Consider the following 17,813-nt stretch of genomic DNA (forward strand, 5'->3'; position numbering starts at 1 on the left):
GGAAAAGGCTAAAATACGGCAATGGTCGAGGAGAGGTGTCCGTGGCGGTCAAGTGGCGAGGCCCGTTTCCGTGGCTCGCGGCGGCGTTTGCCGCCGATGTGGCGGTTACCGTCGCGGCGGGGTATTTCCTGTCCCAGGGTGTGGTCGACCGCGAGGAGCTGACCGCGCTGGTGATGGTCTCCCTGGCCGGAGCGGCGGTGTTGTTCGCCGTGTCGTGGAAGGCCATCGACTTCCTGGTGGTCCGCGCCATCAAGAAGATGGCGGCCGAGGTGCGCGCCATCGCCTATGGCGGCGGCGGACGCGACCGCATCGATCCCGAGCGCTATTTCATGATCGCGCCGTTGCCCGAGGCGGTGAACGAGGTCTGTTCGCGCATGGTCAAGGCCAGGGCGGAACTGGCCGAGGGACTGTCCGCCGCCACCCGTAAGTCCGAAGAGAATTCCAACCGGCTGGCCGCCATCCTCAACGACCTGCACGAAGGCGTGGTGGTGTGCAATCAGCGCCACCAGCTGGTGCTCTACAACCAGGTGGCCTTCGACATGCTGCGCGAAACGGCGGAGCTGGGGCTGGGGCGCTCGCTGTTCGAGACCATCGCCCGCGAGCCGGTCATGCATATGATGGACATCCTGGCCAATCGCGCCGGCACCGCCGAAGGCGGGCTGCCGTTTCTGGCCGGGACCAATGACGACCGCATGCTGCTGCAGGGCCGCATGACCCTGATCCGCAGCGAAGAAGGCACGGTGACCGGCTATGTGGTCACCCTGGTGGATGCCGGGCCGCAACTGGCCGCCCTGGCCGGACGCGAGGCCCTGCTGCGCGAGATCGCCGAGGACGTCGAAATGCCCCTGCGGCGCATGATGCTGTCGGCGGGCGATTCCCACACCATCCGCCACGAATGCATGGTGATCTCCGACGCCATCAAGCGGGTCACCAAGGGCTATCACGCCATGCTGGCCGGCTGGTGGCCCATGGCCGACATCAATTCCACCGAGCTGCTGACCTTCGTGGCGTCCCGTCTGGGCGAGGGCATGGAGGCCACCGTAATCGGCCTGCCGGCCTGGCTGCATGGCGATTCCCATTCCCTGGTGATGGCCATCGAATCGCTGATCTGGCGGGTGGCCGACCGCAGCGGGGCCACCCAGTTCGATCTGTCGGGCGGCGCCGACGATCATGGCGCCTGGGTGGAATTCGCCTGGGACGGCGAGGTGGTCGAACAGGCCCAACTGGACCGCTGGCTGGCCCAGCCGCTGGTGGCGCTGGGCGGCATGACGGTCAAGGACGTGCTGGAGCATCACGCGGGAACCGAGCTGATCCGTGACCGCCATGATGGCGGCGGCAGCTTGCGCATTCCCATGCGCAAGGGGGTCGAGCAGCACGGCCACGGCCGCCAGGTGCTGCCCGGCCGGCCCGAATTCTACGACATGACCCTGCTGGAACAGTCGCGTGATACCGGCGCCATGGGCTCCCAGCCGCTGCGGTCGCTGACCTTCGTGGTGTTCGACACCGAGACCACCGGGCTGCACCCCTCCCAGGGCGACCAGATCGTCTCCATCGCCGGCGTGCGCATCGTCAACGGCCGCATCCTGTCGGGCGAGAGCTTCAACCGCATCGTCAATCCCGGCCGGCCCATTCCGGCGGAATCCATCCGCTATCACGGCATCACCGACGAGATGGTGGTGGATAAGCCGCCGGCCGGCGTGGTGCTGCCCCAGTTCCGTTCCTACGTGGCCGACGCGGTGCTGGTGGCCCACAACGCCGCCTTCGACCTGAAGTTCCTGCGCATGCGGGAGAGTGATATGGGCATCCGCTTCGACAATCCGGTGCTGGACACCATGATCCTGTCCAACTTCCTGGATGGGCCGGAAGCCGGGCATTCCCTGGACGACATCTGCGAGCGCTACGGCATCGAGATCACCGACCGCCATACGGCGCTGGGCGATTCCATGGTGACGGCGGCGGTGCTGCTGCGCCAGATCGAGGCCCTGGAGGGCAGGGGCATCCATACCCTGGACGAGGCGGTCAAGACGCTGGACATCGCCATGATCCTGCACGAGCGTCAGCGCGTGTTGTAGGGCCTGTCGGGCTATCGCCCGAGCCCATCCGGGGCGATGCCCCGGACCCCATTTCGATTTATGAATGAAAGGGAGGTTTGGAGGCATCGCCTCCAACCGGGGTTACGGGGCAGGAGCCCCGTATCCTTATCCGCCCACGCCGCAGACGAACTTCAAGGTCTTCAGGCGGCGGAAGGCCCATTTCAGGCGGGCGCGGGTGCGCTTGTCGAAGCGCTTGGGATCGATCTTGGCCGAGGCGGGAATCTGCTGGGCGATGTCGGCCAATTGCTGCTCGAGCATGACGCGCAGCACGACCTCGCGCACTTCGACGAAATCGCGCAGGTCGTCTTCGTGCAGCACGCCGGATTCCTTCAGCGCCGCGAAGCGCTCGTCGGTGCCGGTGGCGGTGATGTGGGCGCGGATGGCGCGCATGCGAGCCGCGCTGACCAGGGGCAGCAGGCCGAACTTCTTGGCGTTGAGGCGGCCCTGCTTGGTGACGAAGTTGCCGAACAGGCCGATGGAGCCGTCCATGCCCGCCACGTTCTGGGCCAGGTAGCGCAGGAAGAAGGCCGACTGAGCGGCCTTTTCCATGGCCATGCCGCGCAACTCCTCGGCCAGGGCGCGGTCGCCCCACACCGGCTGGAAGTCGTAGAAGATGTCGCAGTACATCACTGTCTGGTTCTCGACCGAGAAGACCCAGCCGTGGACCTCGTCGCGCCATTCTTCCAGGCTTTTGCGCCACTTGGATTCCCGGGCCATGACGCCGCCGTCGCAGAACGGAATGCCGGCCTTGTTGAGGGTGTCGTTGAGGCGCTTGCCCAGTTCGGCGAACCAGGGGTCATCGGACGGCTTGCCGTCGTGGACGATGGCGTTGTCCTGGTCGAAGGCCAGCAGGCTTTCGCCGCGCCCGCCCGAGCCGAGGATCAGCACGGCGTAGCGGGCGGGCGCGGGGCCCCAGCCGTCGTCCAGCAGTGACTGTTCCGCCAGTTCGGCGGCCCGCGCCGTCAGGTCGCGCAGCACCAGGGCGATGACCGAGGCGATGTTGCGGGCCGTCACGCCCTCGCCCAGCAGGCCCTTGGCCAGCCTGGGCAGGTTGGTCATCACCGACTTCATCTCGTCGGGATTGGCGGCGCTTTCCGCCGAATCGCCCAGCACCAGAGCCTCGGTGGCGCGCACCTTGAGCAGCGCCCGGCCGGTGATCATGCCCAACGGCCGGTTGTCGGCGTCGACCACCACCAGATGCCTAAGACCGAGCCGGGTCATCCGGGCCAGCGCCACATAGACGTAGGCGTCGGCCGAAACGGTGGCCACCGGCTTGGTCATGGTCTGGTCCAGCGTCAGTTCCAGACCGGCCGGACCGTTGTTGGACAGGATGCGCAGCAGGTCGCGTTCGGTGAAGATGCCCAGCGTGCGCCCATCGGCATCGATGCCGACGATGGAGGACACCCGGGCCTCGTACATGCGGTGAACCGCATCGTGCAAGGTCACCGAGGCCAGCGCGGTCAGCACGGGGGTGCTCATGACCTCGCGCAGGCGATGGCGATAAGGAAAACTGTCAATGCGGGCGAGAGCGGCGATGTCGTTCATGGCGCGTGTACGATAGTGGCGGAGGTGGAAAATTCAACCTATTTCAGCCTGAAAAGAGGCCATATCGTAAAAGTCTAAATGTGCCGGTCAATCCATTCCGAGAACACGATAGGGTGTTTACTCTATGTGGGTTGGGCGGCTTCGCCTCGTCGCGGCGGATGCGTCAAGTGACAATTTCTGTAATCTAAACAGAAACTGAAAGGGAATTTGGCGTCGTCTTGAGAAAAGCTGGTGAAGGTTCGAAACGAATACCTAATTTCTCATTAGAATAACCTATTGAATAAATCAGGTGCTTTCAGTTGGTGTTGACGCCAAAGGACGCGGATGTTAATGAGGTTCGTCGCCTCAGGCAAGCTGCGGGCGTATGACGCGTACGCATAGGTGCCCTCGTGCGCCTGCACGCTTAAAAATGCTGAATCCGGCAACAAGACCGGGAGCTGAAAACAACAATCGTCCGCCTCTTTCCGGTGGCGGCGATGACAAAGTGGAGGGTCAAAGTGAGCTCACATAACGCACCTTCGGCCGCGAATCTCGCGAGTGCCGAGCACATTCGGAACAATCCGAAGTTCAAGGAGCTGGTCGCCAAGCGTAACGCCTTCGCGTGGACGCTGTCGGTGATCATGCTCGCCATCTATTTCGGCTTCATCCTCATCATCGCCTTCAACAAGGCGTGGCTGGGCACCCTGCTGTCGAGCGCCGGCGTCACCACCATCGGCTTCCCCATCGGCGTGGGCGTCATCCTGTCGGCCATCGCGCTGACCGGTATCTACGTCTATCGCGCCAATGGCGAGTTCGACGAAATGAACCGCCAGATCATCGAGGAATCCCGCTGATGAAGATGACCAAGACCGCAATCGCGTCCACGCTCGCCTTCGGCGGCATGGCGCTCCTGGCCACCGCCGCCCTGGCGGCCGGCGCCGACATGGGCAATGCCCAGAAGCAGGAAACCAACTGGCACGCCATCATCATGTTCGTGATCTTCGTGGGCGCGACCCTCGGAATCACCTACTGGGCGGCCGGCCGCACCAAGACCGCCGCCGACTTCTACGCCGCCGGCGGCGGCATCACCGGCTTCCAGAACGGCCTGGCCATCGCGGGCGACTACATGTCGGCCGCCTCGTTCCTGGGTATTTCCGCCCTGGTGTACGGTTCGGGCTATGACGGCCTGATCTTCTCGGTGGGTTGGCTGGTCGGTTGGCCGATCATCCTGTTCCTGATCGCCGAGCGCCTGCGCAACCTGGGCAAGTACACCTTCGCCGACGTGTGCGGCTATCGCCTTGCCCGTACGCCCATCCGCACCTTCGCGGCCACCGGCTCGCTGATCGTGGTGATCTTCTACCTGATCGGCCAGATGGTCGGCGCCGGCCAGCTGATCAAGCTGCTGTTCGGCATGGACTATCTGTACGCGGTTATCGTCGTCGGCGCGCTGATGATGATCTACGTCACCTTCGGCGGCATGGTCGCCACCACCTGGGTGCAGATCATCAAGGCCTGCCTGCTGCTGGGCGGCGCTACCTTCATCGCTCTCGGCGTGATGTACAACTTCGGTTTCTCGTTCGAGAAGCTGTTCGTCAAGGCCATCGAGGTTCATCCCAAGAAGGTGGCGATCATGGCGCCCGGCGCCCTGGTCACCAACCCGGTGGACGCCATCTCGCTGGGCATGGCCCTGATGTTCGGCACCGCCGGCCTGCCGCACATCCTCATGCGCTTCTTCACCGTTCCCGATGCGCGCGAGGCGAGGAAGTCGGTGTTCTACGCCACCGGTTTCATCGGCTACTTCTACATCCTGACCTTCATCATCGGGTTCGGCGCCATCACCCTGGTGGCCACCAATCCCGAATACCTGGCCAAGGGCCTCGGCTCCCTGGACCTGAAGGGCGGCAACAACATGGCCGCGGTGTGGCTGGCCCACGCCATCGGCGGCAACCTGTTCCTCGGCTTCATCTCGGCCGTGGCCTTCGCCACCATCCTGGCGGTGGTGTCGGGCCTGACCCTGGCGGGCGCGTCGGCGATTTCGCACGACCTGTACGCCAGCGTCATCATGCACGGCCAGGCCACCGAAGGTAAGGAAGTGACCGTCTCCAAGATCTCGTCCATCGCTCTCGGCATCGTCGCCGTGCTGCTGGGCCTGATCTTCGAGAAGCAGAACGTGGCGTTCATCGTGGCGCTCACCTTCTCGGTCGCGGCCTCGGCCAACTTCCCGGTGCTGATCCTGTCCATGTTCTGGGGCGGCCTGACCACCCGTGGCGCCGTTCTCGGCGGCATGATCGGTCTCTTGATGTCCGTGATCATGGTGGTCCTGTCCAAGGCCGTGTGGGTGCAGAGCTTCGGCTTCAAGGAGGCCCTGTTCCCGTTCGCCTATCCGGCCCTGTTCTCGGTGCCGGCGGCCTTCTTCTTCTCGTGGCTGTTCTCCATCATGGACAACAGCCCGCAGGCCCAGGCCGAACGCGCCGCCTACGAAGCCCAGTCCATCCGGTCCGAGACCGGCCTGGGTGCCGAAGGCGCCGCCAGCCACTAAGGCTTGGAATCGAGCGAAAGGCGGGGGCATCGGGAAACCGGTGCCCCTGTTTCGTGCCGAATTCATGAGAAAAAAGGGCGCCTACCACGAGGGTAGGCGCCACGAAGGACAAAGTGGATCACAAAAGCGAGCATCAATCGCAGCCATGAACACGATGGTTCGATGTCGCATTGGTGTATCGCGGGGGCAAGCTTATACGGGCGAGATTGCACCAGCATGACGCCAGAATTAAAGTTGGCTGGGAGCCGCGCCGTGAAAGTCCTGTTGGTCGAAGACGAAAGGAAGATCGCCGAGTTCACCGCCAAGGGCCTGCGCGAGCACGGCTTCGTGGTGGACGTGGCGGCCACCGGCGACGACGGCCTGGGCATGGCGCTGATCAGCGAATACGACCTGCTCATTCTCGACGTCATGCTGCCGGGCCGCGATGGCTGGTCCGTGCTGTCCGAATTGCGGGGGCGGGGCGTCCAGGTGCCGGCCCTGTTCCTGACCGCCCGCGATGGCGTCAGCGACCGCATCAAGGGGCTGGAACTGGGCGCGGACGACTATCTGCCCAAGCCCTTCGCCTTCGCCGAATTGCTTGCCCGGATCAGGACCATCCTGCGGCGTGGGCCGGTGCGCCAGCCCGACGTCCTGACCGTCGGCGACCTGAAGCTGGAGCCCGCCCGCATGACCGCCTTTCGCGGCGAAACCCGCCTGGACCTGACGCCCAAGGAATTCGCCCTGCTGCATCTCCTGGCCCGCAGGCCGGGCGAGATCCTGTCGCGTCACTACATCGCCCAGCAGATCTGGGACATGAATTTCGATGGCGATTCCAATGTGGTGGACGTTCACATCCGCCGTCTGCGCATCAAGGTCGACGATCCCTTCGAGCGCCGCCTGATCAAGACGGTGCGGGGTGTCGGCTATGCCCTGGACGACGCGGGATGAGCGTGCTGCCCCGGGCCTTCCGCTCCATCGCCGGGCGGCTGACCATCCTGTTCATCTTCACCTCGGTGGCGACCCTGCTGGCCAAGGCGGTGTTCACCTATCTCACCCTGGCGCCGGTTCTGTCCGCCCAGGAGGAGCAATACGTCATCGCCCGGGCGGAGTACCTGGCGCTCAAGGTGGGCATGGCCGTGGGGGCGGTCGGGCCGCCCAGCCTGCCCGCGCTGCTGCCGGCCGATGCGCCCGGCCTGGTCCGCATTCTGGGCGGCGACGCCAAGGTCCTGGCCGAGATCCACGACATGAGCGCCGAATTTCCCGATCTGGGGATGGCGTCGGGCGGGCGGCCGGTCCTGGTGCGTGGCCGGTCGGGCCGCCAGTATTGGGCCGTAAGCCGGGCCAGCGGCGGAGACGCCCCCATGATCGTCCAGGTGGCGTCCGAGGCCTCGGAATTCCGGCTGCTGGCCCCCACCGGCGGGCGATTGTGGGTGGCCTCGCTGGTGGCGCTGATTCTGAGCGGCATCGCCGGCTACCACATCGTCCGCCACGGCATCCGGCCGCTGCAGAACCTGGCCGAGACGGTGAGGGCGGTGGGCGGAGCGACCCTGGGCCGCCGCATCGAGGCGGGCAGTCTGCCCCAAGAGCTGCGCCCCCTGGGCGTCAGCTTCAACGCCATGCTCGACCGTCTGCAGGTATCGTTCGACCGGGTGGCCCAGGTCACCGACGATATCGCCCATGAATTGCGCACGCCGCTGGGCGTGATGACCAGCCAGATCGATGTGGCGCTGACCGCCGAACGGCCGGCGGGCGAATACCGCGAGGTGCTGGAATCGGTGCGCGAGGAATTGACCGCCCTGTCCGACATGGTCCAGCGCCTGCTGTTCCTGTCCCGCGTCGAGAACCAGTCGGTGACCGTCAACCGCGAAGCGCTGGATGTCGTCGCCGAACTGGAGGCGGTACGCGAGTTTTACGACCCCCTGGCATCGGAGGCCGGCATCAGCCTGACCGTCGCGGCTTCCCCGTCCAGACTCGACACCCTGGGCGACCGGGTGCTGCTGCGCCGCGCCGTCATCAACCTGGTGGCCAATGCGGTGCGCTACACGCCGCCGGGCGGGCGAATCGCCATGGAAGCCGGCCGTGACGGGGATGTGGTGCGGATCACGGTGAGTGATACCGGCTGCGGCATCCCCTCCACCGACGTTCCCCGGCTGTTCGACCGCTTCTTTCGCGTCGACCGGGCACGCGAAACCGGCGGCGGGCATATGGGGCTGGGGCTGGCCATCGTCAAAGCCATCGCCGAATTGCACGGCGGATCGGTCACGGTGGAAAGCGAGGTGGGGCGGGGAACGCGGGTGACCCTGGCGTTGCGGGCCGGACACGGGTCCGGCGCCGGCTAAATGGCGCAGGTGGCCAGGTTGACCAGGAATCCGCCGATCAGGTGGTGGGGGTCGGTGCCGAATTCCTTGTGGAAGGCGGCCTCGTCCTTGCGGTCCAGATTCTGCAGCGGATCGAACAAAGCGTGGAAGAACATGCAGAATTCCCGCTCGCCGAACTGGATCGGGTCGTCGTAGGGGCTGTGCTCCTTGGTGACGAAGGCGTTCGACGCCAGGCTGACCGTGGTGGGGCGGTACTGCATCAGCTTGATGAACCAGTCCTTGCGCAGGTCGTAGCGCTTGAACGAGGCGGCGATCTTGACCAGGACGTGCCAGGAGATGACCTTGGCCTCGGCATCGGCGTAGAAGGAATCCCAGGTGAAATGGTCGCCCAGGTCGTCCTTCAGGGTCTTGACGATGGCGTTGCAGCGCTCGGCGGCCACCGCTTCCTCGTCGCCCAGCACCATGTGCAGGAACGAGAAGATGTTGGGAACCAGGACCCGGTCCAGCCTGTCTTCGGAAAACAGCCCCGACAGCGGATGCAGCATCAGCCGCCCGAAGGCGTTGGTGCGGCGCTGCTCCATGCTTTCGCCTTCCACCACTTCCATCAGCTCGCGGTAGGAGCGGCGGTAGAAATCGTCGAACGCGACGGAATCCTTCAGTTCGGCCACCAGGGCTTCCAGGGTCCGCATGTCGATGGCGTGACCGTGCAAAGCCTGCTCCGCCGCCCTGACCAGGGCGTCCAGAACCACGTTGGTGGTCTTGCGCAGATGTTCCGGCCCCCGGCCCGTCATCATTCACCTCGGAGAATGGCCTTGCGCCGATGTTATCATCCATTTCTTAAGAATGTAATTCGCGCTCCGATTGCTTTCCAGGCCCGGCAACCGTAAACAGACGGAAAGGATGACCGGCGGAGGATGTCAGATGAAAATTCTCGTAATAGTCGGTGTGCTTCTTCTTCCGGCCGCCGCCTGGGCCGAGCAGTGCGGCCCGGTGCGGGGGGTAGCGGGGCGCTTTGACTTCTATCTGTTCAGCCTGTCGTGGGCGCCGGCCTATTGCGATACGGAATCCGGGCGGCGTAATCCGCAGCAATGCGGCAAGGGCGTCGATTACGGCTTCGTGGTCCATGGCCTGTGGCCGCAATATGCCCAGGGCCAATGGCCGCAATGCTGTCAGGCGGTTGATCGGGTAAGGCCCTCGGCCGTCGTGGACGAGACCTCGAAGGTGATGATCGGCGCCTCGCTGCGCCAGCATGAATGGGACAAGCACGGCTCGTGCGTCACCAGCCGTCAGGACGAGTATTTCGGCAAGATCAACCAGGCGGTGGCGGCCTTCGGCCTGGCGCCTTCGCTGCGCGCCGGCGGCGCCGGGCGTATCCGCGTGTCCGACCTGAAGCGCAATTGGCCGGTTCCGCCGCAATCCGTCACCGTGACGTGCACGGGCAAAAAGCTGGCCGAGGTCCGCATCTGCCTGGACAAGGAGCTCTCGCCCGTTCCATGCCCCCCCACCGTGGTCGGGGCCGACAATTGTCCGGGTACGGTCGTCCTAGACTGAAGTATTAATTTTTCACTCCTCAATAGGCCGAAAGACCGGTATCGTGGCTGGATGTTCAAGGCCGGGGAGACACGTCTCTGGACAAGATGGACGCAATCGTCAGGGGCTTCCTGCCGGTCCGACATGGGGCGGCCGACGATCAGGTGACCCGGGATCACCTGATGATCGAGATCTGCCTGATCACCTCCGTCTACTCGGTGGTCTACATCCTCACCTCGCTGGGGATCGGCTATGCCATCGGCGTAATCCTGATGTCCGCCTGCTTCATCATCATCCTGGCGCTTCTGGCCTTTTTCCGCGCCTTTGGGCGCTATCGCCTGACCGGGAACCTGTTCCTGGCCAATTGCCTGTTCGTGGCCATCCTCTCCAACAGCGTCTTCACCGGGGGGAGCGAGTCGCCGGTCATCCACTGGATCTTCCTGGTTCCGGTCTGCTCGGTGATTCTGCTCGGGCTTTCCGGGGATACGACGGCCTGGCTGCTGGTCAGCATCGCCGGCCTTGTTTCCATGCCCATGGCATCGGGTCTGGGGTATTCCTTTCCCGAACTCTACGACCTGAGGCACAAGGCCGTTTTCTCGATTCTGTGCAATCTTGGCCTCAGCACCATCCTGTTCTTCGCCGCCGCGACCTTTCATGCCAATCGCGGAGCGCTGATCGGCCGGTTGAAGCGGACGGAACTGGCGCTGCAGGAAAACAACCAGCAGATCCGAGGCGCCCTCGACCTCCAGCGCAAGGCGGTGCAGGAGCAGCGCAACTTCATGGCCATGGTCAGCCATGAATTCCGCACGCCGCTCGGCATCATTTCGGGGGCCGCCTCGGTTCTCTCCCTCACCTCGCAGGGGGAGGGGGACGCAAGGACGGAGACCGACAAGGTCTTCCGCGCCGTCCGGCGCATGGATCACATGATCGACATGCTGACCGACGACGACTGGCTGGAGATCGCCACCAGCGAATTCCGCCATACGCCCATCGACCTCCGGGCCTTGGTGGAAACGGCGGTGAAGGATTTTACCGACCTGACGCCTTCGCGGCTGATTCGCCTGTCGCCGGCCGAGGCGTTGACCGTCTATGGGGACAGGGATCTTCTGGCGGTGGCGTTTTCCAATCTGCTCGGCAACGCCGGCAAGTACTCGCCGCCTTCGGCCCCCATCGACGTGCAGATCAGCCGGCAGGACAACCGGGCCATGGTTCGCGTGATCGATCACGGCGCGGGCATCGAGCCCGTGGATCTGCCCAAAGTCTTCGAGAAGTACTATCGCTCCAGCACGGTGGGGCACACACCGGGCACCGGCCTGGGGCTCTATCTGGTCAAGCGCATCGCCGAGCGCCACGGCGGCTCTGTCTCGGTCGCCAGCGCCGCCGGCCAAGGCGCCGCCTTCACCCTCAGCCTCCCCTTACGGGCCTGAGGAGCTACGGCGACAACCATTCCCGCAGGGAGGCGCTCACCGCCTCGGGTTGTTCGATGGGCGACAGGTGGCCGCAATGGGGAATGCTCACCCGTCTCGCCCCCCTGATCAGCGCCGCCATCTCGTCGTGGCGGTCGGGCGGCGTCAAGCCGTCCTCGGCGCCGCACAGCACCAGGGTGGGGCAGGCGATGGCGGCAAGGGAGTCCCTGGAATCGGGGCGTGCCATGATGGCCGCCTGCTGGCGGGCGAAGCCCTCGGCCCCCACCATTCTGGCCATGTCCTTGGCCAGCCCGGTGATGGCCTCGTCCCGCAGATGGTCGGGATGCAGCAGCAGGGGCAGCATGGTCGGCATGATCTTGTCGAAGCCGCCCGAACGGGCCAGGTCCACCGCATCCTTGCGGCGCTGGGTCTGCTCGGGCAGGTCGGGCCGCGCGGTGGTGTCGAGCAGGGCCAGGCGCTCCACCCGATGGGGGGCGCGGCGCATGATCTCCATGGCCACATAGCCGCCCATGGACAGCCCGGCCAGGGCGAAGGAGGCGGGTGCCGCCCCCAGCACCCGCTCGGCCATGGCGCCGAGCGAATCGTCCTGGGTCAGGTCGCCGACCATCACCTCGGCCAGCCCGGCCAGGGCGGCAGCCTGGGCCGACCACAGCCGGTGGTCGTTGAGCAGGCCGGGCAGCAGGACGAGAGCGCGGCCCATCATCCGGCCAGTTTGCGGATCAGCCAGGACACGCCGAAGCCCAGTCCGATCCAGAAGCCGTAGACCATCAGGTTGTCGAGGAAGGTCTCCATGTTCATGGCGCGAATCTCCTCAGATCAGGCCGGAGGTGGGTGACGAGGGGTCGGCATAGCTCTTCTTGGGCATGCGACCCGCCAGATAGGACAGCCGCCCGGCCTCGATGGCCAGTTTCATGGCGCGGGCCATGCGCACCGGATCCTTGGCATGGGCGATGGCGGTGTTCATCAGCACGCCGTCGCAGCCCAGTTCCATGGCCACCGCCGCATCGGACGCGGTGCCGACGCCGGCATCCACCAGGACGGGGACCTTCACGCTCTCCTTGATGATGCGGATGGTGGTGGGGTTGAGAATGCCTAAGCCCGAGCCGATCAGCGAGCCCAGGGGCATGATGGCGACGCAGCCCATGTCTTCCAGCATCTTGGCCTGGATGGGGTCGTCGGAACAGTAGACCATCACCTCGAACCCGTCCTTGATCAGGGCCTCGGCGGCCTTCAGGGTCTCGGGCATGTTGGGGTAGAGCGTGGTCTGGTCGCCCAGCACCTCCAGCTTGACCAGATTCCAGCCGCCGGCCTCGCGCGCCAGACGCAGCGTGCGCACCGATTCGTCGGCGGTGTAGCAGCCCGCCGTGTTGGGCAGGAAGGTGTACTTCTTGGGGCTGACGTAATCCACCAGCATGGGCTTGGACGGGTCGGACAGGTTCACCCGGCGCACCGCCACGGTGACGATTTCGGCGCCCGACGCCTCGATGGCCTCGGCCGTCTCCTCGAAATCCTTGTACTTGCCGGTGCCCACCAGCAGCCGCGAGGTAAAGGTCTTGCCGGCCACGGTGAAGGTGTCGGCAGGACCAGAGCCGCCGCCGATAAACGCGACGATTTCCAGCTTGTCGCCGTCATTCACCGCCACCTGGGCGTAGGAGGATTTGGGAACGATCTCCAGATTGCGTTCCACCGCCACCTTGCGGGAATCGACACCCAACTCGCCCAACAGGGCCTCGACGGTCATGGAGGCGGAAAAGTTCCGCTCCTCGCCATTGATCACCAGCTTCATGAATGATGTCCCTGCATCCAAGGGGCTTCGCGCCCCCTTACACGTTCGAGCCTGAAACATGGCACCGAGCCGCCCGCGAGGCAATCCCTCGGCGATGGGGCATGTTTGGCCACCCTGTCGGATGTATGCAATTATTAAGAATAATTAGAGTTGGGAAGCATCCCAAGGACGTTGTATGTCTGCAAAAGTATTGTATTAATATGGGTATCTTCAGGCCGGGGGGCGATATGGATACATCAACGCGGGCGAAGACCTTCGTGCAGTTGGCCGGGTCCATGACATGGCTGGCGCTGCTTTACGGGGCGCTGCTCTACGTGGCGGTGGGAGCCTTGGGCGTCAGTGAACTGATCCGGCGCATCGGCGACGAATCGGCCAACGTGATTCACATGATCGACGTCGGCCGCGATATCCGAAGCGGGGAAGGCGAGGCGCTGGAGCGCGAAACGGCGCTGTTGGAGGACAAGGAGCGGCTGCTGCAGGGCGCCATTTCCGACTTTCGCAATTTCGGCGTCGCCCAGGGGCTGGCCTTGCAGGATCTTCAGCCGATCATCGACAATTACGATCTGGCGCCGAAGCTGTCGGCCACGCTGAAAAAGCCGGTCGATATGGAGACGGAAAAGCAATGGGCGGCGGTGATGGGCGCCATGATGCAGCTGCAATTCGACATCCGCGATCTGAGAAAAACCATGGAGGCCCGCCACGCGGTGCTGCGCTCCGCCTGGTCGGCGCATCCCCAGGTGGCGGCCGAGGCGGCGCGGCTGAAGATCGATCCGCTGGCCGTGGACCGCGCCGCCGCCACCGCCGACACGTTGCAGGAGCTCGGATATGCCCGCCTGTTCGCCCTGCCCAGTGAAATTCTCACTCTGCTGCTGGCCCTGTCCATGGGGGCGCTGGGCAGCACGCTGCATGTGACCAAGACCCTGCTGACCGCGTCCGAGGAGCGGCCGGCATCCTATTACCTGATCCGCCCCTTTCAGGGCATGGTGACGTCGCTGGTGGTATTCGTGCTGCTGAAGGCCGGGCAGCTGACCATCTCGTCGGGGGATTCCGACAATCTCAACATCTTTTTCGTGTCCTTCGCCGGCATCGCCTCGGGGCTGCTGGCCGAGGAGGCCTATCGCATGATCTGCAAGGCCGGGGCCGGCATCATCAAGACCGAGGAGGCGGAAGCGCGCTGGGCCTTCAAGCTGAGGGCGGCGTTGAATGCCTGCGGAACCACGCCGGCTCAGCTGGCCGACTGCATCCGGGTTCCCCTGGCCGAGCTGGAAACCTGGCTGGTCGAAACCCACCCGGTGCCGCCCCTGCAACAGCGCCTGATCGCGACCTGGCTTCACATCCCGGAGCGGGAATTGTTCACCGCTCAGCCACCCGTCGAGGACAGCATGTCCGGTCCGGTGTCCGTATCCGAACCGGCGCCTTCGGTGTCCTGAGCCTCGCCGGAAGCTCGCGCGGGCAGGGTGAGGCACAGCACGGCGCCCCGGCCGTTCTCCCCTTCCTCGGCCCACAGGGTCCCGCCCAGCAGAAAGGCCATCAGACGGGCCGCCGCCAGGCCGGGGCGCATGGCGCCGCCCTCGGCGTGGACCAGCAGGTGGAACATGCGTTCGGGGTCGCGCTCAGGCAAAGGCTGGCCGCTGTCGGCGAAGCGGAGCTCCCATTCCCCGTCCAGGGGGCGCGTCCCGACGCTTACCATTGGCTTCATGTCCGGGTGGCGGTGGCGGGCGGCATGGGCCAGCAGCTCGGTGAACAGGTCGGCGATCATTTCGGCATCGGCCGTCACTTCGGGCAGCGCACGCCACTCGAGCTCGACCGCGTTGTCGAGCCTTTGCCCGGCGACCTTGAGTGCGTCCTCCAGGGAGACCTTGGCCGGAATCAGGGCGCGTTCGCGCAGGCCGAGATAGCTGGACAGCGCCTTTAACTGCGCCTGCATGCGGGTGACGCCGGATTTGAGGAAATCCAGGTAACCGGCGCCCTCGTCTCCCTCGGCGCCGCCCTGGTGCCAGCGCACCAGAAGCTGCGAGTAGGACAAGATGGTCCTCAGCGGCTCGCGCAGGTGGTGGGTGGTCAGCAGGGCCACGTGGGTGATGTCCTGGGTGGCCATCTTCAGGTGGGCCGAATGGGCGGCCAGTTGCGCCCTGGCGTCCTCCAGCTCTTCCACGCGCCGCGACAGGCTGCCGGTGATTTCCTCGATCACCGCCAGCGAGCGGTCCAGGGCCTTGCGCCCGACCATCCGGGCCAGCAGCAGCAGCAGGGCCATGGAGCCGAGGCCGATTCCCCCCGACAGCAGGGCGGGTTGCAGCGCCTGGTCCAGCGGCACTTCCATCACCACCCGGCCCACCGGCAGCTTTCCGTCGGTGACGGTGTCTTCCAGCCGGAGGTTGAAGCGCCCTACCTCGCCGCGGACCGGAAACTCGTTGACCGCGCCGCCGGCGTCGATGAAGGCCAGCCGCGACGGCGGGTTGGTCCCGCCGCGCAGCGCCCCGGCCACCACCGAGGGCAGGCGGACGCTTTCGAATTCCCAGACGTCCAGATTGGCGGCGACGAAGGAGGAAAGCTGATCCGCCACCAGGCCGAGACGGATTTCGGCCTCGAGCCGGGTCCGGCTATAACGCTCCCACACCTCGAAGGCGGGAATGACGAACAGCCACAGAAACCCCACCGCCGCCAGGCCCAGCGTGAATATCCGCCGCACCCGCTCGACGGAATGGACGACCCTTCTGCTGGTGTCGAGCAGTGGCATCAGGGACCGGACACGGGAATGCAGCCGTTGGCGCGCAGCAACGCCGACGCGGCGGGCGAGCGGGCGTAATCGACGAAGGCCCGGGCCTGGGCCGTGGCCGAGGGCGGCAAGGCCAGGACCAGCGGGATTTCGGGGAACGGATGGCCGCTTTCAAGCGTCTCGCGGCTGGGCGCCACGCCGTCCAGGGGGACGGCGATCAGCTTGCGCTTTTCCGCCAGCAACGGGGCGAAGGCGCCGAAGGTCAACAGCGTGCGGCTGGCCTCGACCATCTCCATGGCGTCCTGGTCGGTAAGCGCCATGACCGCGCCGCGGGCGTCGCGGGCAGCCGTCACCGCCGGAACCAGGTCGGGATAGGTCTCAAGCAGCCGGATGAAGCCGGTATCGGTCGAGGGACGCAGCAGCACGCGCACCTCGCCGCCGGGAAACGGCGGCAGGGCATTGGCGAACAGGGCGGGAAGATCGCGGCGGCTCAAGGTCACGTCCCGGCGTCCGGCGTTGATGTAGAACACCAGCGGCGTGCGGCAAATGGGGACCGAGGCGCCGCCCTCCACCTCGCCGGATTTCAGGGGGCGGGCCAGGATGCCCACGTCCAGCTTGCCGGCGGCCAGACCCTTGACGGCGCCGCCGGTGCCGACGCTTTCCGGCACCCAGATGGGGGTGTCGGGATGGTCGCGCCGATACTGTTCCGCCAACTGGCGGACAATGGCGATGCCGACGCCCGTGCCGGCGGCGCGTATGGTTTCCGCCCGTGACGGCATGGCGGCAGCGAGTGCCGCCATGCCAAGCACAAACCCGAACCTGCACAGGTTCATCGTGGTTTTCCTGTATGCGCCCCCTGTCCCTTATCCCTTTTGCCAAGCCCCCAGTCCTTAGGCAAGGGAGGAATGCATACCCTTGACGAAGGATGGGGGGCGGCGCTTTCAGTGCCTTGCGCGATGGCCGACCCGTGCTATAAACCCAGCCATGGTGAGAAACAGGCCCGATCCCATAATCAGCATTCTGAACGGTCCCAACCTCAACATGTTGGGCACCCGGCAGCCGGAGCTGTACGGGTCGGAGACTCTTGCCGACATCGAAGCCGCCTGCCGCAGCCACGGCGCGTCGCTTGGCCTGGCGGTGGAATTCTCGCAGACCAACATGGAAGGCGAGCTGGTCACCCGCATTCAGCAATGCCGCGGCCGCGCCGCCGGCATCGTCATCAATGCCGGGGCCTACACCCACACTTCGGTGGCGATTCTCGACGCCCTGCTGGCGGCCGAGGTCCCTGCCATCGAGGTTCACCTGTCCAACATTCACCAGCGGGATTCGTTCCGCCATCACTCTTACGTGGCCAAGGCGGCCAAGGGGATGATCTGCGGGCTGGGAAGCCACGGATACATCCTGGCGCTCGACGCGCTGGCCCGCCTGATCAAGGGAAATGCAGAGGCATAATGGGCAACAAGACTCCCATCGACAGCGAACTGGTCCGCACCCTGGCGGCCCTGCTGGATGAAACTAACCTCACCGAGATCGAGTACGGTGTCGGCGAGATGCGCATCCGCGTCGCCCGCCAGGCGGCTCCGGTGGCCGTGCACCACGCCGCTCCGGCGGCCATCGGCCACGCCGCGTCCATGCCGGCCCAGGCGTCGGCCTCCGACGCCGACCATCCCGGCGCGGTGACCTCGCCCATGGTGGGCGTCGCCTATCTGGCGCCCGAGCCCGGCTCGCCCAAGTTCGTCAATCCCGGCGACATGGTGGCGGAAGGTCAGACCATCATGCTGATCGAGGCCATGAAGACCTTCAATCCCATCCGGGCGCCCCGGGGCGGCAAGCTGACCCGCATCTTCGTGACCGACGGCCAGCCGGTGGAATTCGGCGAGCCCCTGCTGATCATCGAATAG

The 17,813-nt window shown here is 65.4% G+C and carries 16 protein-coding genes; 10 read left to right on the forward strand and 6 right to left on the reverse strand.

Translation table 11 applies throughout. The features are described from left to right. Positions 1–41 precede the first annotated feature (41 nt). The gene (locus WV31_RS22400; protein WP_237051510.1) at positions 42–2,072 is read left to right on the forward strand and encodes a 3'-5' exonuclease; all 2,031 of its coding nucleotides are present in this window, start codon (positions 42–44) and stop codon (positions 2,070–2,072) included. Between the two features lie 126 nt (positions 2,073–2,198). Here WV31_RS22400 and WV31_RS05840 read toward each other — a convergent pair whose 3' ends face one another. Continuing rightward, positions 2,199–3,638, reverse strand: coding sequence for a DUF294 nucleotidyltransferase-like domain-containing protein (locus tag WV31_RS05840; RefSeq protein WP_085372681.1), 1,440 nt, complete (start codon positions 3,636–3,638; stop codon positions 2,199–2,201). A gap of 476 nt (positions 3,639–4,114) precedes the next feature. Between WV31_RS05840 and WV31_RS05845 the strand changes: the two genes are divergently transcribed. The 4 genes from WV31_RS05845 (at position 4,115) to WV31_RS05860 (ending at position 8,474) form a co-directional block, all read left to right on the forward strand. Further along, positions 4,115–4,471: a DUF485 domain-containing protein gene (locus WV31_RS05845; protein WP_145980765.1), complete on the forward strand. Its 357-nt coding sequence runs from the start codon at positions 4,115–4,117 to the stop codon at positions 4,469–4,471. Beyond that, positions 4,471–6,156: a cation acetate symporter gene (locus WV31_RS05850; RefSeq protein WP_085372683.1), complete on the forward strand. Its 1,686-nt coding sequence runs from the start codon at positions 4,471–4,473 to the stop codon at positions 6,154–6,156. The genes WV31_RS05845 and WV31_RS05850 overlap by 1 nt, the downstream gene beginning before the upstream one ends. 252 nt (positions 6,157–6,408) lie before the next feature. Further along, positions 6,409–7,083: a heavy metal response regulator transcription factor gene (locus WV31_RS05855; RefSeq protein WP_085372684.1), complete on the forward strand. Its 675-nt coding sequence runs from the start codon at positions 6,409–6,411 to the stop codon at positions 7,081–7,083. Then, the gene (locus tag WV31_RS05860; protein ID WP_085372685.1) at positions 7,080–8,474 is read left to right on the forward strand and encodes a heavy metal sensor histidine kinase; all 1,395 of its coding nucleotides are present in this window, start codon (positions 7,080–7,082) and stop codon (positions 8,472–8,474) included. Before WV31_RS05855 ends, WV31_RS05860 begins: the two co-directional genes overlap by 4 nt. Here WV31_RS05860 and WV31_RS05865 read toward each other — a convergent pair. Continuing rightward, positions 8,471–9,247, reverse strand: a complete 777-nt coding sequence (locus WV31_RS05865; RefSeq protein WP_237051511.1) for a hypothetical protein — start codon at positions 9,245–9,247, stop codon at positions 8,471–8,473. The genes WV31_RS05860 and WV31_RS05865 overlap by 4 nt on opposite strands. A gap of 127 nt (positions 9,248–9,374) precedes the next feature. Between WV31_RS05865 and WV31_RS05870 the strand changes: the two genes are divergently transcribed. Both WV31_RS05870 and WV31_RS05875 read left to right on the forward strand, forming a co-directional pair. Further along, on the forward strand, positions 9,375–10,004 hold the full coding sequence (locus tag WV31_RS05870; RefSeq protein WP_085372686.1) for a ribonuclease T2 family protein: 630 nt from the start codon (positions 9,375–9,377) through the stop codon (positions 10,002–10,004). Between the two features lie 86 nt (positions 10,005–10,090). Continuing rightward, positions 10,091–11,410, forward strand: coding sequence for a sensor histidine kinase (locus WV31_RS05875; protein WP_085372687.1), 1,320 nt, complete (start codon positions 10,091–10,093; stop codon positions 11,408–11,410). A 4-nt stretch (positions 11,411–11,414) separates the two neighbouring features. Here the strand turns inward: WV31_RS05875 and WV31_RS05880 are convergent, their stop codons facing one another. Next, positions 11,415–12,110, reverse strand: coding sequence for an alpha/beta fold hydrolase (locus WV31_RS05880; protein WP_085375491.1), 696 nt, complete (start codon positions 12,108–12,110; stop codon positions 11,415–11,417). A 111-nt stretch (positions 12,111–12,221) separates the two neighbouring features. Next, the gene (thiS, locus tag WV31_RS05885; protein WP_085372688.1) at positions 12,222–13,196 is read right to left on the reverse strand and encodes a sulfur carrier protein ThiS; all 975 of its coding nucleotides are present in this window, start codon (positions 13,194–13,196) and stop codon (positions 12,222–12,224) included. A 227-nt stretch (positions 13,197–13,423) separates the two neighbouring features. Between thiS and WV31_RS05890 the strand changes: the two genes are divergently transcribed. Then, the gene (locus WV31_RS05890) at positions 13,424–14,626 is read left to right on the forward strand and encodes a hypothetical protein (protein WP_145980766.1); all 1,203 of its coding nucleotides are present in this window, start codon (positions 13,424–13,426) and stop codon (positions 14,624–14,626) included. Here WV31_RS05890 and WV31_RS05895 read toward each other — a convergent pair. After that, the gene (locus WV31_RS05895; protein ID WP_237051512.1) at positions 14,557–15,933 is read right to left on the reverse strand and encodes a sensor histidine kinase; all 1,377 of its coding nucleotides are present in this window, start codon (positions 15,931–15,933) and stop codon (positions 14,557–14,559) included. The genes WV31_RS05890 and WV31_RS05895 overlap by 70 nt on opposite strands. Beyond that, the gene (locus tag WV31_RS05900; protein WP_145980767.1) at positions 15,933–16,712 is read right to left on the reverse strand and encodes a PstS family phosphate ABC transporter substrate-binding protein; all 780 of its coding nucleotides are present in this window, start codon (positions 16,710–16,712) and stop codon (positions 15,933–15,935) included. Before WV31_RS05900 ends, WV31_RS05895 begins: the two co-directional genes overlap by 1 nt. 184 nt (positions 16,713–16,896) lie before the next feature. Between WV31_RS05900 and aroQ the strand changes: the two genes are divergently transcribed. Together aroQ and WV31_RS05910 are read left to right on the forward strand one after the other, a co-directional pair. Next, a complete protein-coding gene (gene aroQ / locus WV31_RS05905; RefSeq protein WP_085372691.1) occupies positions 16,897–17,364 on the forward strand; it encodes a type II 3-dehydroquinate dehydratase in 468 nt (155 codons plus the stop codon). Further along, the gene (locus tag WV31_RS05910) at positions 17,364–17,813 is read left to right on the forward strand and encodes an acetyl-CoA carboxylase biotin carboxyl carrier protein (RefSeq protein WP_085372692.1); all 450 of its coding nucleotides are present in this window, start codon (positions 17,364–17,366) and stop codon (positions 17,811–17,813) included. The genes aroQ and WV31_RS05910 overlap by 1 nt, the downstream gene beginning before the upstream one ends.

The organism is Magnetospirillum sp. ME-1, from assembly GCF_002105535.1.
GTDB lineage: Bacteria > Pseudomonadota > Alphaproteobacteria > Rhodospirillales > Magnetospirillaceae > Phaeospirillum.